At 49.9% G+C, this 22,308-nt stretch carries 29 protein-coding genes; all 29 read right to left on the reverse strand.

The window, feature by feature from the left end:
- Nucleotides 1-19: 19 nt before the first annotated feature.
- A complete protein-coding gene (locus tag C7B82_RS11920; protein ID WP_106256509.1) occupies nt 20-5,335 on the reverse strand; it encodes an nSTAND1 domain-containing NTPase in 5,316 nt (1,771 codons plus the stop codon).
- Between the two features lie 1,014 nt (nt 5,336-6,349).
- A complete protein-coding gene (gene prfA, locus C7B82_RS11925) occupies nt 6,350-7,462 on the reverse strand; it encodes a peptide chain release factor 1 (RefSeq protein WP_106256510.1) in 1,113 nt (370 codons plus the stop codon).
- A 122-nt stretch (nt 7,463-7,584) separates the two neighbouring features.
- Nucleotides 7,585-7,839, reverse strand: coding sequence for a 50S ribosomal protein L31 (gene rpmE, locus C7B82_RS11930; RefSeq protein ID WP_106256511.1), 255 nt, complete (start codon nt 7,837-7,839; stop codon nt 7,585-7,587).
- A gap of 89 nt (nt 7,840-7,928) precedes the next feature.
- The gene (rpsI, locus tag C7B82_RS11935) at nt 7,929-8,339 is read right to left on the reverse strand and encodes a 30S ribosomal protein S9 (protein ID WP_106256512.1); all 411 of its coding nucleotides are present in this window, start codon (nt 8,337-8,339) and stop codon (nt 7,929-7,931) included.
- The gene (gene rplM, locus C7B82_RS11940; RefSeq protein WP_106256513.1) at nt 8,339-8,794 is read right to left on the reverse strand and encodes a 50S ribosomal protein L13; all 456 of its coding nucleotides are present in this window, start codon (nt 8,792-8,794) and stop codon (nt 8,339-8,341) included. Before rplM ends, rpsI begins: the two co-directional genes overlap by 1 nt.
- A 64-nt stretch (nt 8,795-8,858) precedes the next feature.
- Nucleotides 8,859-9,665 carry a tRNA pseudouridine(38-40) synthase TruA gene (gene truA / locus C7B82_RS11945; RefSeq protein ID WP_425443604.1) on the reverse strand — a complete coding sequence of 269 codons (807 nt, stop codon included), beginning with the start codon at nt 9,663-9,665 and terminating at the stop codon, nt 8,859-8,861.
- 46 nt (nt 9,666-9,711) lie between these two features.
- Complete coding sequence (gene rplQ, locus C7B82_RS11950; RefSeq protein WP_106256515.1) at nt 9,712-10,062, reverse strand: 50S ribosomal protein L17; 351 nt, start codon at nt 10,060-10,062, stop codon at nt 9,712-9,714.
- Nucleotides 10,063-10,133: 71 nt separating this feature from the next.
- On the reverse strand, nt 10,134-11,081 hold the full coding sequence (locus C7B82_RS11955) for a DNA-directed RNA polymerase subunit alpha (protein ID WP_106256516.1): 948 nt from the start codon (nt 11,079-11,081) through the stop codon (nt 10,134-10,136).
- Between the two features lie 150 nt (nt 11,082-11,231).
- Nucleotides 11,232-11,627, reverse strand: a complete 396-nt coding sequence (gene rpsK / locus C7B82_RS11960) for a 30S ribosomal protein S11 (RefSeq protein WP_106256517.1) — start codon at nt 11,625-11,627, stop codon at nt 11,232-11,234.
- A gap of 147 nt (nt 11,628-11,774) precedes the next feature.
- Nucleotides 11,775-12,158 carry a 30S ribosomal protein S13 gene (gene rpsM, locus C7B82_RS11965; protein ID WP_106256518.1) on the reverse strand — a complete coding sequence of 128 codons (384 nt, stop codon included), beginning with the start codon at nt 12,156-12,158 and terminating at the stop codon, nt 11,775-11,777.
- Between the two features lie 79 nt (nt 12,159-12,237).
- The gene (gene rpmJ / locus C7B82_RS11970) at nt 12,238-12,351 is read right to left on the reverse strand and encodes a 50S ribosomal protein L36 (RefSeq protein ID WP_071777214.1); all 114 of its coding nucleotides are present in this window, start codon (nt 12,349-12,351) and stop codon (nt 12,238-12,240) included.
- Nucleotides 12,352-12,464: 113 nt separating this feature from the next.
- Nucleotides 12,465-12,692 (reverse strand): translation initiation factor IF-1, encoded by a 228-nt coding sequence (gene infA, locus C7B82_RS11975; RefSeq protein ID WP_106256564.1) that lies wholly within the window; start codon nt 12,690-12,692, stop codon nt 12,465-12,467.
- 251 nt (nt 12,693-12,943) lie between these two features.
- A complete protein-coding gene (locus C7B82_RS11980) occupies nt 12,944-13,492 on the reverse strand; it encodes an adenylate kinase (RefSeq protein ID WP_106256519.1) in 549 nt (182 codons plus the stop codon).
- Nucleotides 13,492-14,799, reverse strand: a complete 1,308-nt coding sequence (secY, locus tag C7B82_RS11985; RefSeq protein ID WP_106256520.1) for a preprotein translocase subunit SecY — start codon at nt 14,797-14,799, stop codon at nt 13,492-13,494. Before secY ends, C7B82_RS11980 begins: the two co-directional genes overlap by 1 nt.
- A 126-nt stretch (nt 14,800-14,925) precedes the next feature.
- The gene (gene rplO / locus C7B82_RS11990; protein ID WP_106256521.1) at nt 14,926-15,393 is read right to left on the reverse strand and encodes a 50S ribosomal protein L15; all 468 of its coding nucleotides are present in this window, start codon (nt 15,391-15,393) and stop codon (nt 14,926-14,928) included.
- Nucleotides 15,394-15,484: 91 nt separating this feature from the next.
- Nucleotides 15,485-16,006: a 30S ribosomal protein S5 gene (gene rpsE / locus C7B82_RS11995; RefSeq protein ID WP_106256522.1), complete on the reverse strand. Its 522-nt coding sequence runs from the start codon at nt 16,004-16,006 to the stop codon at nt 15,485-15,487.
- A 75-nt stretch (nt 16,007-16,081) separates the two neighbouring features.
- A complete protein-coding gene (rplR, locus tag C7B82_RS12000; RefSeq protein WP_106256523.1) occupies nt 16,082-16,444 on the reverse strand; it encodes a 50S ribosomal protein L18 in 363 nt (120 codons plus the stop codon).
- Nucleotides 16,445-16,446: 2 nt separating this feature from the next.
- Nucleotides 16,447-16,986, reverse strand: a complete 540-nt coding sequence (gene rplF, locus C7B82_RS12005) for a 50S ribosomal protein L6 (protein WP_106256524.1) — start codon at nt 16,984-16,986, stop codon at nt 16,447-16,449.
- A 92-nt stretch (nt 16,987-17,078) separates the two neighbouring features.
- Nucleotides 17,079-17,480 (reverse strand): 30S ribosomal protein S8, encoded by a 402-nt coding sequence (gene rpsH / locus C7B82_RS12010; RefSeq protein WP_106256525.1) that lies wholly within the window; start codon nt 17,478-17,480, stop codon nt 17,079-17,081.
- A gap of 23 nt (nt 17,481-17,503) precedes the next feature.
- Nucleotides 17,504-18,049 (reverse strand): 50S ribosomal protein L5, encoded by a 546-nt coding sequence (gene rplE, locus C7B82_RS12015; protein WP_106256526.1) that lies wholly within the window; start codon nt 18,047-18,049, stop codon nt 17,504-17,506.
- Nucleotides 18,050-18,103: 54 nt separating this feature from the next.
- Nucleotides 18,104-18,451, reverse strand: a complete 348-nt coding sequence (gene rplX / locus C7B82_RS12020; RefSeq protein WP_106256527.1) for a 50S ribosomal protein L24 — start codon at nt 18,449-18,451, stop codon at nt 18,104-18,106.
- Nucleotides 18,451-18,819: a 50S ribosomal protein L14 gene (gene rplN / locus C7B82_RS12025; protein WP_106256528.1), complete on the reverse strand. Its 369-nt coding sequence runs from the start codon at nt 18,817-18,819 to the stop codon at nt 18,451-18,453. The genes rplX and rplN overlap by 1 nt, the downstream gene beginning before the upstream one ends.
- 12 nt (nt 18,820-18,831) lie before the next feature.
- Nucleotides 18,832-19,083 (reverse strand): 30S ribosomal protein S17, encoded by a 252-nt coding sequence (gene rpsQ / locus C7B82_RS12030; RefSeq protein ID WP_106256529.1) that lies wholly within the window; start codon nt 19,081-19,083, stop codon nt 18,832-18,834.
- A gap of 108 nt (nt 19,084-19,191) precedes the next feature.
- The gene (rpmC, locus tag C7B82_RS12035) at nt 19,192-19,407 is read right to left on the reverse strand and encodes a 50S ribosomal protein L29 (protein ID WP_106256530.1); all 216 of its coding nucleotides are present in this window, start codon (nt 19,405-19,407) and stop codon (nt 19,192-19,194) included.
- Nucleotides 19,408-19,410: 3 nt separating this feature from the next.
- Nucleotides 19,411-19,830, reverse strand: a complete 420-nt coding sequence (gene rplP / locus C7B82_RS12040; RefSeq protein WP_106256531.1) for a 50S ribosomal protein L16 — start codon at nt 19,828-19,830, stop codon at nt 19,411-19,413.
- Between the two features lie 82 nt (nt 19,831-19,912).
- Nucleotides 19,913-20,644 (reverse strand): 30S ribosomal protein S3, encoded by a 732-nt coding sequence (gene rpsC / locus C7B82_RS12045; RefSeq protein WP_106256532.1) that lies wholly within the window; start codon nt 20,642-20,644, stop codon nt 19,913-19,915.
- 79 nt (nt 20,645-20,723) lie between these two features.
- Complete coding sequence (rplV, locus tag C7B82_RS12050) at nt 20,724-21,086, reverse strand: 50S ribosomal protein L22 (RefSeq protein WP_106256533.1); 363 nt, start codon at nt 21,084-21,086, stop codon at nt 20,724-20,726.
- A gap of 42 nt (nt 21,087-21,128) precedes the next feature.
- Nucleotides 21,129-21,407 carry a 30S ribosomal protein S19 gene (gene rpsS, locus C7B82_RS12055; protein WP_106256534.1) on the reverse strand — a complete coding sequence of 93 codons (279 nt, stop codon included), beginning with the start codon at nt 21,405-21,407 and terminating at the stop codon, nt 21,129-21,131.
- A gap of 22 nt (nt 21,408-21,429) precedes the next feature.
- The gene (rplB, locus tag C7B82_RS12060; RefSeq protein ID WP_106256535.1) at nt 21,430-22,293 is read right to left on the reverse strand and encodes a 50S ribosomal protein L2; all 864 of its coding nucleotides are present in this window, start codon (nt 22,291-22,293) and stop codon (nt 21,430-21,432) included.
- Nucleotides 22,294-22,308 lie beyond the last annotated feature (15 nt).

A 22,308-nucleotide genomic window follows, 5' to 3' on the forward strand; every position in this document is an offset into this window, starting at 1 on the left:
CGCGCCCTTTTTAGTCGATTCAATTGATCGTTCCAAACGGCTTGCTGTCAGCACTCCCGCCCTCACTGCCTTTTTCTAGTGCTGGACAAGCATTCGGCGACAAACGGAGATAGCGTAGGCATTCTTCGGGCTGTAGCTGACGAAGGCTGCGATCGCGGGCAAGGTGTAATAGTTCTTCCCGGGTTGCTGCCCAGAGGTGAACTTTCCCACTTTTGCTGAGGCTGGCAACATAGCGACCGTCCGGGCTAAAAAAGGCTTGTTGAATTTGTTCTTGGGTGGCATCTGGCTCTGCAGAACGCAACAATGCCTGCTCTGTGCCTGTCTTTGCATCCCATAAGCGCACACTGCCATCCATACTAGCAGTTACTAGTGTGGTGGCATCAGGGCTAAACTCTGCATCTAGCACCGCGCCGCGATGTCCTGCCATGACAACCCGCAATGTGCCTGTTGCTGCATCCAGCACTCTGGCGGTGCCGTCCCAACTTGCGATCGCCACCAACTGCCCATCAGGACTAAAGTGAGCGCTACTAATCACATCGCGGTGGTAAAGCGTCGTGATCAGTTGACCGGACGCAACCTGCCAGATGCGTGCTGTGCGATCGCGACTAGCGCTCACGATACGCTGGCTGTCTGCGCTAAATTGTGCCTCTTCAATGCTGGCTTCGTGGCCTTGTAGACTCTGTCTGAGTTGACCTGAGGGCAAGTCCCAGATATGGATAGTGCGATCGTCCACACCTAAAAGCGTTCTGCCGTCGGGACTGAAGGCAAGCTGGCGTATCGGATCTAATCGTTTCAGTTCACCTTGCTTGACTGCGCCAGACAGGTTGGCAGCGATGGCGTTTATCTTATGAAGGCGGCGCACACGCTGAAGAGACTGATCTGGCTGAACCTGCCAAACGTCTACCGAGCCATTGATGGTAGCGGTCGCAATAAGCTGCGTATCAGCACTAAAAGCAACGCCTGTCAGCTTGGGGTTAGACGGTATGTTGAGCAAGCGTTCGGGTGTAGTCGAAGTCTCAATGCCGTCTAACGGCTTTTGACCGTCGGTTGTTGGGGCGACATAAGGCAATAACAGTACCGAATCTACGGCTGAGGCGGTAGAGACCGTGGTGGTTGTGCTCAATGATTTGGAGGGCACCCAGGCTAACTCTGTCGATGCTGGTTTCAGTCCCTTGAGCGCTGGCTCGATCGCGACTCCAAAGACGTTTAAAAAATTGAAGGCATTGATTCCGGTTAAACGCGCTGGATACCATGACTGACCGGGCGTCACAGACGCGATACGGGAGACATTGCTTGAGCTTGCCGTTGGTTGAGTGGGGTTCCAAGTGCGCAGGTTACCATCGATCGCCACCGTTACCATACCGCCAAACCCTTCAGGCAGTGCTTTCACTGTCTTTGAAAGAAGACTGCTTGGCGTTGCTGCCGCAGTTCCAAGCTGCTGAAGCGGTAAGGTTGAGGGCAGGCGTCGAAACGCAGTCCACTGTATTTGACTATTGATGGTTTTCAGCATGGGAAATTCGCTCCCCATTTCGGTTGCCCAGAGTCGTGCTGAACCGTCTGTACTGGCGGTGGCAATCAGCGAACCATTACCGCTAAACTGAACGGTCTCGATCGCGCCTGTATGCCCCTTCAGTCGGCCTAACAGCTCTCCAGTTTGCACGTCCCACAGGTGCGCAACCTCAAGCCTTCGCTCCTCTCCCCAGCCATGAGCAGCCATAACTAGCTGACGACTGTCGGGACTGAAGGCAACTCTGTCGGTCGATTCCTTCTGTCGCAACATGCCTTGTCTAGCCTGTTCGCTGCTCCCCAACTCATTGTTAGGCTCCAACTGGTTCCACAGTTGACCAGTTTTGACCTTCCAAAGCTGAATTTGACTCGCGTTAGCAGCCGCAAGAAATTGCCCATTTGGGCTAAACAATACTTGTGTTAGCGGTTGTGGCGCTTGCCAAATGGCTTGCCTGTTGCTGCGCTGCGCTGGTATCGCAGCAGCAGTTAGAACGCGGCGTAGCTGCCCAGTACTGCTTTGCCAGAGGCGCGCACTGCCATCATCACTAGCCGTCGCGATCAACCGTCCATCTGGGCTGAATGTTGCATCGTTGACTGGCTTCGGATGACGCAGTAGTTTACGACGTTGACCCTGACTGATTTGCCAGAGCTGGGCCACAGTGCCACTAGACGTCAATAGTGCTTGACTGTTGGGGCTAAAGGCTAGGCTGTTCACCATAGTGGTGTGGCGAAGGCGAGCCTGTAGTGCCCCGTTTTTAATCTGCCAAACTCTCACCTCATTGCCTGCCCTCGCTGCTATCCAGTCGCCGTTAGGGCTAAAGATCAATTGCCGCGCAGGCTCTCTAAAGCCACTTAGTGTCAGCAGGCGTTTACCGGATTCAACTGACCAAACTTGAACATCAGCAGAGTTTTGAGCGATCGCTGCTAGCTGTTTACCGTTCGGGCTAAAGGCGATCGCGATGATCGGCGTTACACGTTGAGAGCGTCTCCCTGCTGGTTGCTCAGTGGTTGATGGCTGATTACTAGCATCACGCCACGGCAAAATCTTTTCTACAGTTTGTGTTTCGATCGACCAGAGCTGCACTGTGCCATTATCGCCAGCGGTCGCTAGTTGACGTTGATCGGGACTGAAAATGGCTTGATGGACGGCTCCCTGGTCTCCTTGCAGATTGGCTTGCAACCGCAGTTTTTGCAGCGCCGATCGTAGGCTTGCCTGAGCCTCATAGGTGTAACCACCTTTTTCAGCAGCGAGTCGGCTGATCAATAGCGCAGCCGTTGGGTCGCTCTCTGGTTCTTGTAAAATCGATTGCGCTACGGCCGCTTGCTGCCTGGATGTGGCAATTTGCAGTTGATATTCTTTTTCTGCCTGACTTTTGACGACCGCGCGGTACTGACTAAATGTGACTACTAGCGCGACTAAAAGCGTACAGGGAACAGCCAGTTGCAGTAGCCGCCGTTCTTTCTGGGCACGGCGGTTTTCCTCGCGACTGACAGCAATATACCGTTGTGCTAGCGCTGATAGCTCGTCGGGGTAGGCGATCAAATAGTCCTCAGCCTCTATAAGTCGATCGCCGTGTAGCAAATATTCGGGCGATCGTGACTGCTCCGAAGCAGCCCATTCCTTTGCAACATGTTCGATTCGGCGCTGCCGCTGAAGTAACTCTCGGTTTTCATCCAGCCAGGTGCGCAACAGCGTCCAATTCCGAATCAGTGCTTCGTGGGCAACATCCACCGTTTCCTGATAATCACTATCGCTGCACTGTCCTGCGGCTAGTTCACCTAGCTCATTCGTTCTTCGCCGCGTCATAACAGCAATACTGCGATTGGTACTATCTCCTAGTAAGATATCTGAGGTGCGATCGGCATCAGGATCGTGCTGCAAGAACTTACCCCGGCGCATCTGGGCAAAGCGTAATGCCGTAGATACATTGGCAAGCTCCTGCGTAGTCCTGTCTACGCGATTACAACTGGAGCCAATGCGGTTTGTGACAACCAATTTGGCTGTGACCAGTTTTTCCAGCACTCGCTCGACTAGTTCAGCTGGGAACCAGGGACTGACGAGTTCAGACTTGGAAATCCGCCGACGGGTATCCTCAGTGCCATCGCCGATTTGCGTCAAGGCAATAAAAACCCGCTTGGCGACGCGTTGTTCTTCGTGGGTGAGGCTATAAAAGATGTCATTTGCCCGCTTCTGCAACGTCCCCCTAACGCCGCCCAGCTCATTGTAAGCATCTAGCGTTAATCGAGCAGGCCCACCACCAGGGTCGAGCTGCCGCTGCTGCCAGAGTTCGAGCAGTGTGTATTGTAAGAGCGGCAGTTCTCCTGGTGCGCCCACAACGTCAAGCAAAATGTTGTAAATCAGGTTGGGTTCGCAGACGATACCTGCCTTATCCGCTGGCTTGACTATAGAGGCTTTGATCTGGTCGTAGGTCAACGGGGTCACCGTCACCAGATGCTGCTCAATTTTCTCTGCCAGTCTGTTGTAAAGGGAGTATTTGCCAAAAAAGTCTGCCCGAAGCACGACGACAACGCTGAAGCAATCGCCGAGTTCGCGGAGAGCGGTAATGAGACTATTAAAAAAACTTTGTCGATCGCGTTCTGCATGGAGACCTTGACAGAGAGTGAAGATCTCCTCAAATTGGTCAATGATTAACAGCAGCCGAGAATTTCTGCCATGCTTGGCAGACATCAGGCTGGCACGCACCAGGTGAGACAGGCCAGCGCCTCCATCCAGGAGCAGGGTTTCTGCTCGCCGCAATTGCTCAGCACGATCGATCGCTGAGTCTTTGGGGTTAACGAAGGCGGTTGCCAAACTTTTTAACGGTTGATCGGTGGGGCTAATCAGTTGAATACGCCATCGATCGCTTCCCGAAAACTTTTTACCCTGCCGCAAGGTGTGGATTAAGCCAGCTCGCACTAAGGAAGATTTGCCGCTACCCGACGCTCCCACGATGGCAACAAAATTCCCAATTCTAAGTTTTTCGATCAATTGATCAGTCAGGTCTTCGCGCCCAAAAAAATACTCAGCGTGTGCCTCATCAAAAAACTCTAGACCTCTGTAAGGGCAAACGTCCTGGGCAAGCTCTGTCTTGACGATCGGCGAAGCCCCTTGACCCCGCGTGAGGAGAATTTCACTGCCAGAATTTTCAAACAGTGGCTGTTGCTGCTCCCGCTTCAGTGCGTTACTCACCCAATCCGTGAGTGCATAGTTAGTGACAGTGCCATTCACCGTGCGGGATGGCTCTAAGCCATCTAACAGTGCCTGAGTAAAGACGCTGTACTTACCGATCATCGATTCGTAGGCCGCTTCGTATTCGCGTGATGCCGCCATAAATAAGCGATCGGTGCCTGAGCGCGCACCCGGATCAGCCTCAAGGAAATTGAGCAGTTCACCACTGTGACAGCAATCTAACAGCACGATGCGTTGACGTACTGGGCTTTCCTGCAACAACCGCCGTAGCCAAAATAGCGATAATCCATAAAAGCTGTTGCTTGGATTAGCGTCACTGGTGGCCAGAAATCCTTCTTGCACACCAGCATCTTTTTGTAACCCGTGCCCCGAAAAGTAAAACAATGCTGTTTGCGGAATGTTGTTGCCCTTTGGCTTAAACAGCTTGACGAGGGCTCCTTCCAAATCAGCAACAGTCACTTGAGTTTTGAAGCCAATTCTGGATTGACCTGCTTGGACAATCTCTGGCATCCGAGCAACCCGGAAATCCCCATCTGCATGTAGGCGCTGAGCGATCGCTTCAGCATCATGGGAGGGGGCACTTAAACCCGGTAACCACTGATAAGTACTAATTCCGACAACTAAAGCATCGCGTGACACTATGTAACCCTCCCCAACAGTTTTTTGTCATGGGGCTGAACAATGTACTTAATAAGACTTGGTGATAAATACAGGGTTCAAACCGTCTAAAAACAGCAACAGGGCACACTTAAGACTCACATTGGAAGATCACCAAGAGTGATTGATCGCTCTGAAGAACAAAAACAATCGAGCAATTTGCACACGTTCAAGCTTGTTAAAGCTAATTCCTGTGGCTAGGTGAAATCTAAAGCGTTTGGCTTAGATTTCACCTAATCTAATAACAACGGCATTTAGAATCCTTTGCCTAAGCCGATTTCAAGGATTGAAGTTAAATCTCATTCTATGCTCAATCCTGGGCTTGCTGATTTAAATGTAGTGAATTTTGAGGCAGGCGTAAAAGGGGGTAACACCCCTAAGGGTGATTTTTAAAGCGATATTCGCCTGTCCCAGCTAAATAAGGGCTTTTACGTAAAGAACCTTATTTAGCTGGCTGGCTCAAACAATTGCAAAAGACTTTATGTGATTAAAAACTGCCGCAAAAATACTGTTTTTTATTCAAATAATGTTGAAAATCGCACACTTGCTGCGTAACTTTACTGAGCTTGAATGACTCTCAAGAAGGATTTTCGTTGACAAGGCTGAGATGAAAACAGATCAACCGTCGAGCACACGGATGTTTACTGAGGAAAACTCAGTGCCTTACAGCTCCGTGTCTCAAAAGTCACTTTTCTTATTTCTGCCTAAACTGAATCTTATTTCTGCAACTGATGTGATCGGCAAGGCCCTGTAGCAATGACAGTTAAGCATCACTTGATACTATGAACGCTGATGCAAAGTTAGTCTCAAGTTAAATTACTAGGGCTACCAAGCTGCTTGAGCATAACTGAGCTGCTGCTGCTCATTAAATAGCCTGGTGTTTGTATTAGCCCTAAATATATAGCAGTCCTAAATCATTCGTAAAACGGAAGGGCTTTGTGAAAAAGGATTCCTCCGGAATCCTTTTTCACAATCCAGATAGGAGTGCTATAAGTCTTAGACGGCTGACGGCTGGCCGTTGGTTTCAGCTGCCAGAGCCTCCAAGCGCTCTTGTTGGTCTTGAGAGATGCAGGTTTGAATGACCTCATCAATATCTCCCTCCAAAACCGGGACAAGTGAGAAGTTTTGCCCCAGCCGATGATCAGTGATGCGGTTATCTTTATAGTTGTAGGTACGAATTTTTTCGGAACGTGAACCTGTGCCAACTTGCGATCGCCGCATAGACGTGACCGCTTCTTGTTGTTCTCGCAATTTAATTTCGTAGAGCTTTGCTCGCAAAATTTGCATCGCACGCTCGCGGTTCTGTAGCTGTGATCGTTCTTCGGTGCAGAAAATTCGGATGCCAGTTGGCTTATGCATCAAGTCAACAGCTGTCTCAACCTTGTTGACATTTTGACCGCCAGCACCGCCCGACCGGGCGGTGGTCAATTCAATATCTTTGGGGTCGATGTGAACTTCGACATCATCCACTTCTGGCATAATTGCCACTGTCGCCGTAGAGGTATGTACTCGACCAGACGCTTCAGTCACCGGAACACGCTGTACTCGATGCACACCTGCCTCAAATTTAAGCTTGCTATAAACGCGATCGCCCTGAATCTCCAGAATAGCTTCTTTGAAGCCACCCATATCCGCTAACGACTCGCTTAGCAGCTTGACTCGCCAATTTTGAGTCTCAGCATAACGTGAGTACATGCGTACCAAATCACCAGCCCAAATACTTGCCTCATCGCCACCTGTACCAGCACGAATCTCCAGCATGATGTTTTTATCATCATTTGGATCGCTTGGTAGTAAGAGGATCTTTAGACGCGTCTCCAAAGCAGCAGACTTAGCTTCTAACTCAGCAGCTTCTAGAGTGGCCATCTCCTGCAGCTCCAGATCGCCACCAGACTCTTTCAAGATCTGTCTTGCTTCCGTTAGCCCCTGCTGTGTGGTCTTCCAGTCTTCAAAGGTGTTGACAACCTCTTCCAAAGACGACCGCGTCTTTGCGATCCGCTGAAACTCACCAGGATCTTTTGCCACGTCAGGGTCTGCTAATCGGCGAGTCAGCTCATGAAATGTCTGCTCTACCGATCGCAGCTTGTCTAGCAGATATGCTTCAGCCATAGGACTAACTCACCGAAAAACATAGAGGGGCTAACTAAATCTAAGAGACTCGATTTCAAAGCTTAGATTTGCTGTTTAGCTTTTCATCTAAGATCTTCAATCGTGACCTACAGTCAGCCTGTCTAACGCTTTTTCTTCTTTTGCGGCTGAGCCTCTGCAGCCTCTTCGCCTTCTAACATGCCGTACTTTCGAAGGAAACGATCGACGCGCCCTTCGGTATCAATAATCTTTTGAGTACCCGTGTAGAAGGGATGATTCCCCGACCAAACGTCCACATGTAGTTCAGGTTTGGTCGAACCAATGGTCATGACCACTTCCCCATTGCAGTAGACTTTTGCGTCGGGATACCACTTGGGGTGAATATCAGGCTTAGGCATCGTTAACTCTCCAACTTACCGTCTCATTTTTCAATTCTAGCGCTCAGCCGTGTCAACCTAAAGACTGACAGCTAAGCATACATCCCGTCCTAACGTTTCGAGAACTGAGGTGCTTTACGCGCTTTGCGTAAGCCGTACTTCTTCCGTTCTTTGGCACGGGGATCACGGGTCAAGTAACCTTCAATCTTCAAAGGCTTACGATTGTCGGGATCGAGCTGGCATAGAGCGCGTGCCACACCTAAACGTACTGCATCGGCTTGTCCAGTTAATCCGCCACCATGAGCATTCACCAAAATGTCGTACTCACCCTCAAGGCCTAATGTTTCCAGTGGGGCTTTAGCAACAGATAAATACTCGGCATTAAATTGAAGATAAAGATCTCCGGGTTTACCGTTGATGGTCAATTGACCGCTGCCAGGAACTAAACGCACCCGTGCCACTGCCGACTTCCGCCGACCGGTTCCCAAATATACAACTCGACCTTGGTCTATGGCTTGCATTAGTGCTGTCCTCCTGGAATTGTCTGAATCGCTAACGTTTGAGGCATCTGAGCTTGATGCGGATGGTCAGACCCTGCATAAACCTTCAGCTTTGTGAAAAGCTGTCGACCCAAGGTATTTTTGGGCAACATTCCCTTCACGGCTTGCTCAATGATGCGTTCTGGCAAACGCGCCTGAAGCTTTGCAAAGGTTTCGGTCTTCATCCCACCAGGACGACCGGAATGGCGACGATACAATTTCTGACTGCGCTTTCTGCCAGTGACATCAATTTTTTCGGCATTAATGACAATCACAAAATCGCCCGTATCCATATGAGGCGTGAACGTTGGCTTGTTTTTGCCACGTAGTACTGTGGCAATTTCGCTCGCGAGGCGACCCAAACGCTGATCGGTAGCGTCGACAAGATACCAGTTGCGCTCGATTGAATCGACAGAAGGGAGGTAAGTCTTGGTCATAACAGTCTCATGTACTTGAAAGGGTGATGGACAAAACGTAAAGGAATAACGTTAAGGCAGGTTTTTAGGTCACAGGCAGTCGTTCAGGAAATGCCTGTAGACTGAATGCAGGCTGGGTGTCGTACCAAACATCGGGTGGAAACGGAAACTCTGGATAGCCAACTCGCAGCAAGCACAAGCCTTGTGGTGGAGCGGCATACTTCACCTGCTCTCGATGCTCCTTTTCCCAGACTTCAGTAAAGCTAATGGGTGATCGTACTCCCCGTCCTACTTGCACCAACATTCCTACTAAGAGACGCATCATGCCATAGAGGAAACCACTTGCCTGCATCTCAATATAAATTAGGGAGCCTTCACGCTTACATTCTGCCGCTTGCACGTCTACCCAAGAGTGGGGACGATCCGACCCAGCACGATGGAAGGCTGAAAGATGGTGGCGTCCAACCATAGGGGAAAGAGCTTCTCGAATCAACGATTCATTCAGCGGCTCGTAGTAGTAATGCCATGCAAATGGGCGGATAAATAGATTAGGGCGAGGATCGGTATACAGCGTGTAGCGGTAGCGCCGCCAGATCGCAGAGAACCTGGCATGCCAAGTCGAACTGACTGTAGCTGAGGCACGAATCAGGATGTCCTTTGGCATGCGAGCATTGAGAATCGATGACCAACGAGAAGCCGGAATGTGCGAGGGAGCATCAAAGTGGGCTACCTGAGCGGCTGCATGAACACCAGAATCGGTTCGACCTGCCGCATGGATACGAACGGGATGCTGCAGAACCGTCTCCAAAACTGTTTCGATTTCTTCTTGGACGGTTCGGTGTTGCGGTTGTCGCTGCCATCCATGAAAATGAGTACCTAGGTATTGAATCACTAGGGCAACTCGTTGGGTTGGCAGGGGCGCAGAAGACGGCATGGAATCAGGTTAGCTCAATGATTGCCATCTCAGCGTTGTCGCCGCGGCGGTGAACAGTACGAATAATGCGGGTGTAGCCGCCATTGCGATCGCCGTAGCGAGACGCTGCTTGCTCAAACAGTGCGTGCACTAATTGCTTGTCGAACAAATAGCCTAACGCCTGTCGACGTGCTGCGAGTGAGCCGTCTTTAGCAAGTGTAATCATGCGATCGGCCTCGGAACGAACAGCACGAGCACGAGTTTTGGTCGTTTTAATGCGACCATTACGAATCAGCTCCGTGGTCAGTGATCGCAACAACGCACGACGTTGGTCAGCAGGTTTACTAAGTAGAGGAACACGACAGCGGTGGCGCATGAGACTTCACTTTGAGTTAATAAGTTTAAGGAACGAGTTATCAGACCTTTGTAAGCGAAAAAGGTTAACTACTAGCTAGATTTTGAGGTTTTTTCCTGCGGTAGCGTAATGCCTAAACGCTGCTGTAAGGCTTCAACAACCTCTTCAGCCGATTTTTGGCCAAAGTTTTTGATCTCAAGCAAATCTTCTTGGCTGTAGTCCAATAAATCCGCTACAGAGTTGATTTGAGCTCGCTTCAAGCAGTTGTAAGCGCGGACTGAAAGCTGGAGTTCCTCGATCGGAATCTGATTTGCTGGATTCTCCTCGTCCCCTTCATCATCATCCGAGGGCTCAAAGGTGATTTCTTTAAGGGGATTAAATAGGTCGACCAGAATATTTGCTGCCTGACTCAACGCCTCTTGAGGGGTCAAGCTGCCATTCGTCGAAATTTCCATAATCAAACGGTCTCGTTCGATTAAACCACCGCTTCTACCATCTTCTACCGTGTAATTCACCTTACGAACTGGCATAAAGAGTGAATCAATCTGGAGGAAGTCTAAAGCCGTTGTCTCGTCCCGCCCTCTTTCTACCGTACGGTAGCCTTTGCCCCGCTCAATCCTAAACTCCATTTCCAATGTTGCACCGGCTGAGAGGGTAGCAACATACTGATTGGGATCAACCAGTTCCACTTCAGATGGAAGATCAAATTGGTCTGCCGTAACAGTTGCGGGTCCTTGAGCCAACAACCGACCGATCTGAGGTTGAGAGGAATAACTTTTGAGGACGATTTTCTTCATATTGAGCAAGATATCAAGCACGTCCTCACGCACGCCTGGAATGGTAGCGAATTCGTGATTCACTCCCGCAATCCGGACAGCTGTCACTGCTGCTCCTTCTAAGTTAGAAAGCAGCACACGCCTCAAAGCATTGCCTAACGTAATGCCCTGCCCACGCTCCAGCGGTTCAATGACAAATCTGCTATTCTGGCTTTGATCCCGCTCCGTTTTAGACTCAACGCATTCGACCTGAAACTGTGCCATGTAGCAACCTCTCCGCTTCTTAGTGACAGGCAAACGCCTTACCGACTTAACTCTGAACGTACAAATCTTCTGGGGAATATAAGACAGGGTAATATTCAAACATCACGGTTCTCGAGCTGACTTGAACCAGATATATTGAGTCAACTCTTCTTAAACTCGACGTCGCTTCGGAGGGCGACAACCGTTGTGTGGAATTGGTGTCACATCGCGTATCAGCGTAATCTCTAAGCCAGAGCCTTGCAACGCACGGATTGCTGTTTCTCGACCAGCACCCGGTCCACTAACCATGACTTCAAGCTGACGCATCCCCTGATCGGCAGCCCTGCGAGCAGCACTCTCCGCAGCTGTCTGCGCTGCAAAAGGTGTTCCCTTTTTGGCACCTTTGAAACCACTTGAGCCAGCAGAAGCCCATGATATGACTTCACCATTGGTGTCCGAGATCGTAACGATAGTGTTGTTGAAAGTCGATTGAATGTAAGCCACACCGCTCGGGACATTCTTCTTCTGCTTACGTGCTCCGGTTTTTCGAGCTGGTTGTCGAGCCATGTTCAGTTCTCTAATGTGGTGTTAACGTAATTGGCCAAAAGTTTGATCAAAATCAGCGCTAAGAGACTAATAGCTGAATGTATTTGAAATCTGCATTTGCAGCCAAAGCAAAGCCATTTCTTCGAAATACAAGGTTATTGAAGACAGCTACTTCTTACTAGGTGCCTTTTTCTTACCGGCGACGGTGCGACGCCCACCACGCCTGGTACGCGCGTTTGTGCGAGTTCGCTGACCACGGACAGGAAGACCAAGTCGATGACGGCGACCACGATATGTGCCAATGTCCATCAATCGCTTAATGTTCATCGACTCAAGCCGTCTTAAATCACCTTCAATTTGGTAATTCTCTTCAACTTCCTCTCGGAGCAATGAAACGTCAGCGTCACTCAGATCCTTAACGCGGGTATCTGGATTAACGCCAGTTGCTTTCAAAACGTCCTTGGAACGGGTCAGACCAATTCCATAAATGTATGTCAGACCAATCTCGATCCTCTTATCACGAGGTAAGTCTACTCCGGCAATCCGTGCCACGCTTTTCTCTCCCAGTCTTCTACTGCTTAAACTTCAACTTTTATCCGTTAGTATCGCCATGTGTGGCAGATACAGATGCCTATCCCTGACGCTGCTTATGCTTTGGGTTAGGGCAAATCACCATGACTCTGCCGCGACGACGGATAACGCGACACTTTTCACAAATCTTACGAACAGACGCCCGAACTTTCATGCCTCATCTCGCCACTATTACAAACAAAACATTCTATCAAGCTTTAACAAGTATTGTCAAACGCCTTGGAGCTTTACATCTGCTTAAATCAGGGTCTGTGACGTTCAAAAGAGTTATTTTTTATTGCGTAACCGATACGTAATGCGACCTTTGGTTAGGTCGTAGGGTGTCAACTCTACTTTGACCCGATCGCCAGGCAGGATCTTGATATAGTTACGCCGAATCTTGCCGGAAATATGGGCTAAAACATTGAATCCATTGTCCAAATTGACTCGAAACATTGCATTAGGTAGTGACTCGGTCACTGTACCCTCCATTTCAATCAGGTCTTGTTTTGACAATTCGATCTCCTCCAAAAATCAACGATTACGAAACCTTAACCACTTGCGCGATAGGCCATTCCTTCCTTAAGTCTAAATCATCCAATCTCAGTACAGCATATCTGGCGTAGTTGTGGATATAAAGAGCGCTAGATAGAAGGTGGCGATAAGATTTGCTGAAAGCGCTTAAGTCTACTACTAAGCTGGAATACATCTATAACTAAATCATTACAAGATTTTCAGTTAGGAGTGCCTTTGAGAGATTTCGCCTACTAAAGAAGCTTTCTAAGCTCATCTGTTACTGCCTCGGGAGAAACGTTGCCATCGATCGATACCAACTTCTGCCGACTCTGGTAAAAATCAATCAGCGGGGCAGTCTGATCGTGGTAGACCTGTAAACGTCTTCGAATCACCACTTCCGTGTCGTCCTGACGTCCGCGACCCAGCATACGCTGTACAAGTACATCGTCAGGAACTTCTAAATTGACTGCACAGCCATATGTTTGATCGATCTCAACAAGCAGCTCGTCTAAAAAAGATGCCTGTGTTGCATTGCGGGGAAACCCGTCCAAAATCCATCCCTTCTGGGCATCATGCTGGCTCAAGCGCTCTTTAATTAGAGCAATGACAAGCTGATCAGGCACAAGATTCCCCTGATCCATATAGGATTGCGCTTTTAGACCTAGCGGTGTTTTCTGAGCAACTGCTCCACGTAGAATATCGCCCGTAGAGATATGAGGAATCTGTCCCAACGTTGCTAATGCCTTCGCTTGAGTTCCCTTACCAGCCCCAGGAGCACCGAGAAAAATGAGACGAGCCACTATTGTTTCACCATCCCTTCGTAGCGCTGAGAGATGACATAAGTTTGCACTTGCTTAGCAGTGTCGATCGCAACGCCAACTAGAATCAGCAAAGAGGTAGCTCCAATGCCTTGAAACGTTCTCACGTTAGTAGCGCCCTCTACTGCAGTAGGGACAATTGCCACCATACCCAGAAAAATAGCGCCTAAAAACGTGAGGCGATTTAAGACACGCTCGATATAGTCACTGGTTGCTTTACCTGGTCGAATACCTGGGATGCTGGCCCCCATTTTCTTCAGATTTTGAGACATGTCAACAGGATTAACAACTAAAGAGGCATAAAAGTAGCTAAAAAAGAGGATCAAAAGCAGGTAAAGCCCTGCATGAACCCAAGGTGCGGTGCCATTTGGGCTGAGATAGTTAGCTACCTGTATCGCCAGATCATTTTTCGTAAACTGAGCCAGGGTTATGGGCAGAACCAACACAGCAGAAGCAAAAATAATCGGCATAACACCACCTTGATTCAGTCGTAGCGGTAGGTAACTATTCCGCTCCATATAAGTGCGCCGTCCGACTTGGCGACGTGCTGAGATGATTGGAATACGACGGCTACCTTCCTGAACAAAGACAATGCCTACAATCATGACTAAGAAGACGACCAGGAGCATGACAACGCCACTGACTACGCTACGATCGCCACTTTGAGCTAGCTCCAAGGTTTGACCAACAGACGTAGGTAAGCTAGAAACGATGTTGACAAAAATCAGCAAGGAAGCACCATTACCAATACCCCGCTCAGTTATCAACTCGCCAACCCACATCACGAACATTGAACCGGCAGTCAACGCCAGAACAGTTTGTGTAATAAATAAAGGTCCCCAATTCTCAGCGTATGGGCGAACCCAGACGGCGATGCCAACACTTTGAACGATCGCCCATCCCAATGAGACATAGCGGGTAATCTGTGAAATCTTGCGGCGTCCAGCTTCACCTTCATTCTTCTGCAAGTTTTCCAGTGCAGGCAGCGCAGACGTTAAAAGTTGAAGAATAATAGACGCATTGATATAAGGCAGAATGCCAAGTGCAAAGATCCCCAATGCAGCAATGCCACCACCTGAGAACACGTTTAAAAAGCCAATCAAAGGACTATTTTGAATGCTTTGACCAAAAGCCGCTCTGTCAATTCCTGGTAGAGGTAGAAACATCCCCAAACGAATCAAGATCAGCATACCGACGGTAAGGAGAATACGACCTCGCAAACCAGCAGCTTGAGCCATCTGAGCAAATGTTTCCTGCGCACTTGGCGTTCTATCTCGACTACTATCCATGAAGCAGTTCCTCTACGTGTACGTTATTCAAGTACAGAGCTTTTTAGACTATCATGCACATCTGTCTGTCTCAGATGGAGCTAGACTCTGACTCTGAGTCGCCAGTTAAGTAACCAGATGAGGCCGTCACTCAATAGCATCCGAAGCTGAGCTAAGCAGTTCGCAAGTTCCCTTGGCTGCTTCAATCTTAGCGCGAGCAGACGCACTAAAAGCAGATGCTCGCACTGTAAGTGGTGCCGTCACCTCGCCATCACCCAGCAGCTTTAGTGGACCATCATCGTTAGTGACAATGCCTGCCTCAATCAGCGATGTGAGCGTGACATCTGTATTGGCAGGAAGCGAGGACAGGGCGCCAACGTTAATAATGGTGTAATTAGTGCGATTCACTAGCGGAAAGTGCTTCAGCTTTGGAAGCCGTCGGTATAACGGGATCTGTCCACCCTCAAAGCCAGGACGAGTCGGACGGCCCGATCGAGATTTTTGCCCGCGCATGCCAAAACCGCAGCTTGCCCCTTGACCAGCCGCAATCCCACGACCCACGCGGCGAGAGCGCTTTTTAGAGCCATCTTGTGGCGCAATGTCATCAAGTCTCATAGTCTTACCTGGTTGTTAGTTGTTAGCTATTAGCGGTTCGTTATCGGTTTTAGTCTTCTCTAAAAAACAACAACTAAGCACTAATCACTGCTCAAGCGTAGAGGTTTTCAATCGGAACGCCACGCTCTTCAGCGACATCAGCAAACGTGCGTAACGTTTCAAGTGCGTTAACAGTTGCTCTTGCGTTATTCAGAGGATTACCAGAACCAAGCTGTTTCGCTAGAACGTTGCGCACCCCGGCAAGCTCTAAGACGGTGCGCACGGCTCCCCCGGCAATTACACCTGTACCTGGTGCTGCTGGGCGCATCATGATTTTTGCACCGCCGCCCGTACCATTGGCTGGATGAGGAATTGAGTTGGATTTGGTAAGCGGCACATCGACCAAATGCTTCTTACCGTCAGCAACCCCTTTCTTAACGGCACCGATGACGTCGCTGGCCTTGCCTACACCCACTCCGACTTGACCGCGCTCGTTACCAACGACTACGATCGCCCGGAAGCTAAGTTTTTTACCGCCTTTGACGACTTTGGTAACGCGGCGAATTTGCACAACTCGCTCCTGCCAGTCTGTTTCCTTTTCCCGACTCTTAGGACTTTTACGACCCTTTGCCATATCTACTCCAAGTTAGTTGTTGGTTGCTAATTGTTAATGCATAGCGAAGGGCTAATCACTAACAGTAAACAACGATTAGAAAACGAGTCCAGCTTCACGAGCGGCATCAGCCAACGCCTTCACTCGACCGTGATAAAGACTGCCACCGCGATCGAAGACAACCTGCTTGATACCTTTAGCCAATGAACGTTGGGCAACCAACTTGCCAACCTCAATTGAGGCATCACAGTTGGAGCCAGAGTCCAAGGAAACCTTCAGATCGGGATCAAGTGTAGAAGCCGCTGCCAGAGTATGTTGCAGAGTGTCATCGATCACTTGAGCATAAATATGCTGATTTGACCGAAAAATGGCCAAACGAGGCCGCTCCGATGTTCCCGTGACGCGACGTCGAACCCGACTATGACGACGACGTGTTGATTCTTTACGAGTTAATTTCATGGTTACTTCTTCCCTGCCTTACCAACTTTGCGTCTTACCGCTTCACCGGCATAGCGAATACCCTTGCCCTTGTAAGGTTCTGGTGGTCGAACAGCACGAATGCGGGCCGCTGTGTTGCCAACGATCTCTTTATCAATGCCGCTCACAACAACATTGGTGTTGTTTTCTACCGCTACTTGGATACCCGTAGGAGGCTCAACTTCAACAGGCTTGCTATAACCCACGTTCAAGATTAAATTTCGACCCTGAACTTGGGCACGATAGCCAACTCCTTGGATTTCGAGGCGGCGCTGAAACCCCTGCGAAACCCCTTCCACCATGTTGGCAACCAATGTACGGCAGAGACCATGACGTTGCCGCGCTGCGCGGGATTCATCTTGACGGGTGACCAACAGAGTTTCTCCCTCCTGGACGATCGCGACCTCACCCGGTAAAACTCTGGAAAGTTCGCCTTTCGGTCCCTTAACCGTGACAGACTGCCCATCAATGTCTATAGTCACTTTGCCGGGAATATCAATGGGGCGCTTGCCAATACGAGACATAACTGACTACTCCTACTTAAAACAGTTGTTAGTTGTTAGTTGCTAGCTGTTTAGTGATCTAAAAACTAATCGCCAAGAGACTGACAACTGGCTTACCAGATGTAGCACAGCACTTCACCACCCAATCCGGTTTGACGTGCCTCGCGATCGGTCATAATCCCGTTTGAGGTAGAAATAATGGCAATGCCAATTCCACCCAAGACCCGGGGTAATTCCCGCCGATTGGAGTAAACTCGAAATCCTGGCTTGCTAACGCGTCGCAAGGTTGTGATAATTGGTCGCTTCGTTTTGCCTCTATACTTCAGAGCAATGACCAAATTCTGCTTAACGCCCTCACCTGCTTCGGCGAAGTCAGCTATGAAGCCTTCATCCTTTAAGACCTTGGCAATGCTGCGGGTCATCTTAGTGGATGGAACTTCGGTCGTTTGATGACGTGCCAGGTTCGCATTTCGAATCCGCGTCAGCATGTCTGAAATAGTGTCGTGTGCCGCCATAGTTTTCCCTTGATAAAGCTGCCTTAGTTATCCCGGAAGGGCATGCCCAGTTCTTTCAGCAAAGCGCGACCCTCCTCATCGGTATTCGCAGTGGTAATGATTGAAATGTCCATACCACGTACTTGGTCAACGCTGTCATACTCAACTTCTGGGAAAATGAGCTGTTCGCGCAAGCCCAATGTGTAATTTCCCCGCCCATCGAAGCTTTTGGGGCTAATCCCACGAAAATCTCTAATGCGTGGCAGAGTGAGATTGATAAGACGGTCAAGAAAAGCATACATGCGTGCTGATCGAAGCGTCACCATGATGCCGACGGGCATACCCTGACGAATCTTGAAGCCAGCGATCGCTTTCTTTGCTCGTGTGACAACCGGCTTTTGCCCGGTGATCAGACTAATCTCAGCCAACGACGCTTCTAGCGCCTTGGCATTCTGAGCTGCTTCGCCCATCCCTCGATTCACGGTCACTTTGATAACTTTTGGAACCTGATGGATATTTGTATAGCTAAATTGCTCCATTAGTTTTGGAACAATTTTTTCCTGATAGTGAGTCTTGAGTCGTTCTGCCATAGTCGTCGTTCCTTAAGCGCCCCTGGGCTGGGTCAGGGAAATGAATAGTAGTGATTAATCGATGGTCTCGCCAGTCTTTTTGAGCATGCGTACTTTGCGCCCGTCAGCATCGAAGGTATAGCAAACGCGACTAGCAACTTTTTGCTTCTCAGAGTAAAGCATCACGTTAGAGCTATGGATAGGAGCTTCACTTGAGACGATTTGTCCTGACTCGCCTTCCTGTTGAGGCTTAACGTGCTTGGTGCGGATGTTGACACCCTTGACCACAACTTTGCTCGTCTTGGGGTTCGTTTGTAACACCTCGCCCACCTTTCCTTTGTCACTGCCAGCAATGATTTGAACGGTGTCGCCTTTTTTAACATGGAGTTTGTGGCGTACTGCGGTTGGTTTAACCTTGGTCATTACAGAACCTCCGGCGCAAGGGAGACGATTTTAGTAAAGTTTTTATCACGTAGCTCACGGGCAACAGGACCAAAGACACGCGTACCTCTAGGGTTGCCATCGTTATTAATCAGGACGGCGGCATTATCATCGAAGCGGATACTCATACCGCTGTCACGACGCAGACCCTTACGAGTGCGAACGATCACGGCACGCACCACGTCAGATTTTTTAACGGCCATATTGGGGATCGCGTCTTTTACGACCGCGATGATGATATCACCGACACCGCCGTAGCGGCGGTTGCCGCCACCAATGACACGAATACACATCAGCTTTCGGGCACCGCTGTTATCCGCCACATTCAGGTAAGACTCTTGTTGGATCATGGATTCCTCCGACTATGCTTGAGCCGCTGTAGTAATAACGTCGGTCACGATCCAGCGCTTTGTAGCACTAAGGGGTCTCGTTTCCTGAATGCGCACGCGATCGCCCACATGGCATTTGTTCTCTTCATCGTGCGCCTTATAGCGCTTGGTTCGCGCCACGATCTTGCCGTATTTGGGGTGAGCAGAGCGGCTTTCCACTGCTACCACGATCGTTTTTTCCATCTTGTCGCTGACGACTAAGCCAACTCTCTCTTTTACTGCCATGGGACGTCTCCGGGAAAAGGTAAAGGATAAAAAAGGAAAGGTAAAGGACGAGGGCTTTCAGCTCTTTTAGGCTGCTGGCAACCCTCTATGGTGCTTAGCCTTGGGTTTTCAACCTTCATCCTTTTGCTTTAACGCTCGCTCGTTCTCAAGCGTTAGCAATTGAGCTAAACGATGACGGGTGTGCTTAAAGCGGTGGGACTTATCAAGTTGGCGGGTGCCTTTCTGAAAACGCAACTCAAACAATTGGCGTTTCGTCGCTACGATCTGTTCTGTAAGCTCCTGATCACTCAAATCGCGGACTTCACTAATCTTAGGAAGAGGCATGACTTAGGACTCCTCCGTAGCACGGTTAATAAACTTAGTTTTAATGGGCAGTTTGAACGAGGCAAGACGCATAGCCTCTCTTGCCGTTGCCTCAGGTACGCCAGAAATTTCAAACATAATCCGACCAGGTTTAACAACTGCCACCCAGAATTCGGGAGCCCCCTTACCGGAACCCATCCGAGTTTCAGCGGGTCTCATTGTGATGGGCTTATCGGGGAAGATCCGAATCCAAATTTTGCCGCCCCGACGGATGTAACGAGTCATCGCACGACGGCTGGCTTCAATCTGACGAGACGTAATCCAGGAAGGCTCCTGCGCCTGCAAGCCAAACTCGCCAAAGTTAAGCTCGTTGCCACGAGTCGCCAGACCGCTCATTCGTCCGCGCTGCTGTTTCCGAAATTTTGTTCTTCTTGGACTTAACATGACTCAATACCTTGAGAATTCAGGAGCCAGGAGCCAGGAGTCAGGAGCTGAGGAGATTCATTCATCCCTCATCCCTCATCCCTTATCCCTCATTCGATCGATCTTCAAACTGTTGACGGCGGCGCTGTTGACGGCGGCGCGGTTGGTTATTCGTAGGAGCGGGCTCCTGCTCTTGTCCAGGAATAATCTCACCCTTGAAAATCCAAACTTTAATGCCTAACGTGCCGTAGATCGTTTGAGCGGTGCAGTAGGCATAATCAATATCAGCCCGTAGGGTATGCAAGGGCACCCGGCCTTCACGTGTCCACTCAGGACGAGCGATTTCAGCACCATTCAAGCGACCACTGACCTGCACTTTAATGCCCTCAATACCAGCCCGTTGCGCACGCTGGATAGCTTGACGCACAACCCGACGGAACGAAACTCGCCGCTCTAGCTGCTGAGCAATGTATTCTCCAATGAGTGCAGCATCGGCATCGACCCGCGCTACTTCAACGACGTTGATCCGAATCTGACGATCGCCCCCGCCTAGAACAGCCTGCAAGCTTGCCCGCAAAGATTCAATGCCGGTACCGCCTCTACCCACTACAACGCCAGGACGAGCAGTACGCACTTCCAGATCAATTTGATCGGCTTTGCGTTCAATCCGTACTTCCGAAATCCCTGCGCTGCTAAGATTCTTTTCTACAAAACGACGGATTTTATAGTCCTCTTGTAGCAGTTCAGGGTAACGCTTATGGTCACCGAACCAGCGAGAACGGTGTTCTTGGGTAATGCCCAAGCGGAACCCAGTTGGATGAATTTTTTGTCCCACGAATGCGTCCTCTAAATAAAAGCAGTAGGGTGTCAGCGGTGGCTGTAGGCAGCTATTGAAAATCGAGTGACTGGTTAACCTACTCAGCGGCAGTGCCTGGAGCCACTGTGATGGTGATGTGGCAGGTGGGCTTCCGAATCTGATAAGCACGGCCCTGCGCTCTAGGTCGGAAGCGCTTTAGCGAGGGACCCTGGTCGGCAAAGGCTTGACTGACCAACAGTTCCGCTCGACTCAACCCTTCGTTATGCTCAGCATTAGCAGCTGCCGATCGCAGTACTTTGAGTACTGGCTCACATGCGCGATACGGCATGAATTCTAGAATGATGAGCGCTTCCCGGTACGAACGCCCTCGAATCTGGTCAAGCACACGCCGAACCTTGTGAGGAGACATGCGGACATAACGAGCGATCGCTTTAACTTCAGTGGTGGTGTCAATAGCCATACATTTTTCCTTTAGCAGAAGCGATTAACCAATCGCCCAATTTTATCGACGCGCTTTTTTATCGCCACCAGCGTGACTACGAAACGTCCGAGTGGGAGCAAATTCTCCCAGCTTGTGCCCAACCATCTGCTCAGTAACGTAGACCGGGACGTGCTGCCGCCCGTTATGCACTGCGATTGTGTGACCGATCATTTGAGGCAAAATGGTAGACGCACGAGACCAGGTTTTGATCACCTGCTTGTCACCTTTAACATTGAGTGCCTCAATCTTGCTGAGCAGGTGATCAGCAACGAAGGGTCCTTTTTTTAGTGAGCGAGCCATAGTTCTAATTTCCCCCAGTCATTTATGAATCCCGACCGCCTCTGCCTCGTTTAGAAGACTTCCGACGACGACGCACAATCAAGGCGTTGCTCAACTTCTTCTTCTTACGAGTTTTGTAGCCCAGGGTTGGCTTACCCCAAGGTGTTACAGGACCGGAGCGACCGATCGGTGCCCGACCCTCACCACCACCATGGGGATGATCCACTGGGTTCATGACGCTACCTCTCACTTGTGGGCGACGTCCCTTCCAGCGCTTGCGACCCGCTTTACCAAAGCTGGTGTTGCGGATGTCCGCATTACCGACAGCACCGATCGTGGCATAACACTCACGGCGAATAAGGCGAACCTCACCAGACGGTAACTTCAGCGTGACAAAGTTGCCCTCTTTCGCAGCCACTTGGGCACTTGCACCAGCAGCACGTACAATTTGTCCGCCCTTACCAGGAACCAGCTCAACATTATGAACGAGTGTTCCTAATGGAACGCTACCCAGCGGCATGGCGTTGCCCACTTCAAAGGGGGAATCGGGGCCGGATCGGATGATTGTACCAACCGGCAGGTTAGCTGGATGAAGAATGTACCGCTTTTCACCATCCTGATAAAAGACCAACGCGATCCGTGCATTACGGTTGGGATCGTATTCAATCGCGACGACTTTAGCGGGAATGTTGTGCTTATCACGCTTGAAGTCAATCACCCGGTAAAGGCGTTTATGCCCACCGCCCCGATGACGACACGTGATCACGCCTCTATTGTTACGCCCTTTAGGACGATGCTTTGAATGCGTTAGAGACTTTTCTGGTTCGCTTTTGGTGATTTCAGAAAAGGCAGAGACCGTGCGGGTACGCGTACCGGGGGTCATTGGTCGATAAATACGGATGCCCATAAGTTAAGCTCTTGG

The organism is Stenomitos frigidus ULC18 (assembly GCF_003003795.1).
Classification (GTDB): Bacteria; Cyanobacteriota; Cyanobacteriia; order Leptolyngbyales; family Leptolyngbyaceae; genus Stenomitos; species Stenomitos frigidus_A.

Excerpts from the sequence above, each read along its gene's own strand:
- prfA (WP_106256510.1), bottom strand. The coding sequence starts at position 7,462 with ATGGCTGAAGCATATCTGCTAGACAAGCTGCGATCGGTAGAGCAGACA.
- rpmE (WP_106256511.1), bottom strand. The coding sequence starts at position 7,839 with ATGCCTAAGCCTGATATTCACCCCAAGTGGTATCCCGACGCAAAAGTC.
- rpsI (WP_106256512.1), bottom strand. The coding sequence starts at position 8,339 with ATGCAAGCCATAGACCAAGGTCGAGTTGTATATTTGGGAACCGGTCGG.
- rplM (WP_106256513.1), bottom strand. The coding sequence starts at position 8,794 with ATGACCAAGACTTACCTCCCTTCTGTCGATTCAATCGAGCGCAACTGG.
- rplQ (WP_106256515.1), bottom strand. The coding sequence starts at position 10,062 with ATGCGCCACCGCTGTCGTGTTCCTCTACTTAGTAAACCTGCTGACCAA.
- C7B82_RS11955 (WP_106256516.1), bottom strand. The coding sequence starts at position 11,081 with ATGGCACAGTTTCAGGTCGAATGCGTTGAGTCTAAAACGGAGCGGGAT.
- rpsK (WP_106256517.1), bottom strand. The coding sequence starts at position 11,627 with ATGGCTCGACAACCAGCTCGAAAAACCGGAGCACGTAAGCAGAAGAAG.
- rpmJ (WP_071777214.1), bottom strand. The coding sequence starts at position 12,351 with ATGAAAGTTCGGGCGTCTGTTCGTAAGATTTGTGAAAAGTGTCGCGTT.
- secY (WP_106256520.1), bottom strand. The coding sequence starts at position 14,799 with ATGGATAGTAGTCGAGATAGAACGCCAAGTGCGCAGGAAACATTTGCT.
- rplO (WP_106256521.1), bottom strand. The coding sequence starts at position 15,393 with ATGAGACTTGATGACATTGCGCCACAAGATGGCTCTAAAAAGCGCTCT.
- rpsE (WP_106256522.1), bottom strand. The coding sequence starts at position 16,006 with ATGGCAAAGGGTCGTAAAAGTCCTAAGAGTCGGGAAAAGGAAACAGAC.
- rplR (WP_106256523.1), bottom strand. The coding sequence starts at position 16,444 with ATGAAATTAACTCGTAAAGAATCAACACGTCGTCGTCATAGTCGGGTT.
- rplF (WP_106256524.1), bottom strand. The coding sequence starts at position 16,986 with ATGTCTCGTATTGGCAAGCGCCCCATTGATATTCCCGGCAAAGTGACT.
- rpsH (WP_106256525.1), bottom strand. The coding sequence starts at position 17,480 with ATGGCGGCACACGACACTATTTCAGACATGCTGACGCGGATTCGAAAT.
- rplE (WP_106256526.1), bottom strand. The coding sequence starts at position 18,049 with ATGGCAGAACGACTCAAGACTCACTATCAGGAAAAAATTGTTCCAAAA.
- rplX (WP_106256527.1), bottom strand. The coding sequence starts at position 18,451 with ATGACCAAGGTTAAACCAACCGCAGTACGCCACAAACTCCATGTTAAA.
- rplN (WP_106256528.1), bottom strand. The coding sequence starts at position 18,819 with ATGATCCAACAAGAGTCTTACCTGAATGTGGCGGATAACAGCGGTGCC.
- rpsQ (WP_106256529.1), bottom strand. The coding sequence starts at position 19,083 with ATGGCAGTAAAAGAGAGAGTTGGCTTAGTCGTCAGCGACAAGATGGAA.
- rpmC (WP_106256530.1), bottom strand. The coding sequence starts at position 19,407 with ATGCCTCTTCCTAAGATTAGTGAAGTCCGCGATTTGAGTGATCAGGAG.
- rplP (WP_106256531.1), bottom strand. The coding sequence starts at position 19,830 with ATGTTAAGTCCAAGAAGAACAAAATTTCGGAAACAGCAGCGCGGACGA.
- rplV (WP_106256533.1), bottom strand. The coding sequence starts at position 21,086 with ATGGCTATTGACACCACCACTGAAGTTAAAGCGATCGCTCGTTATGTC.
- rpsS (WP_106256534.1), bottom strand. The coding sequence starts at position 21,407 with ATGGCTCGCTCACTAAAAAAAGGACCCTTCGTTGCTGATCACCTGCTC.
- rplB (WP_106256535.1), bottom strand. The coding sequence starts at position 22,293 with ATGGGCATCCGTATTTATCGACCAATGACCCCCGGTACGCGTACCCGC.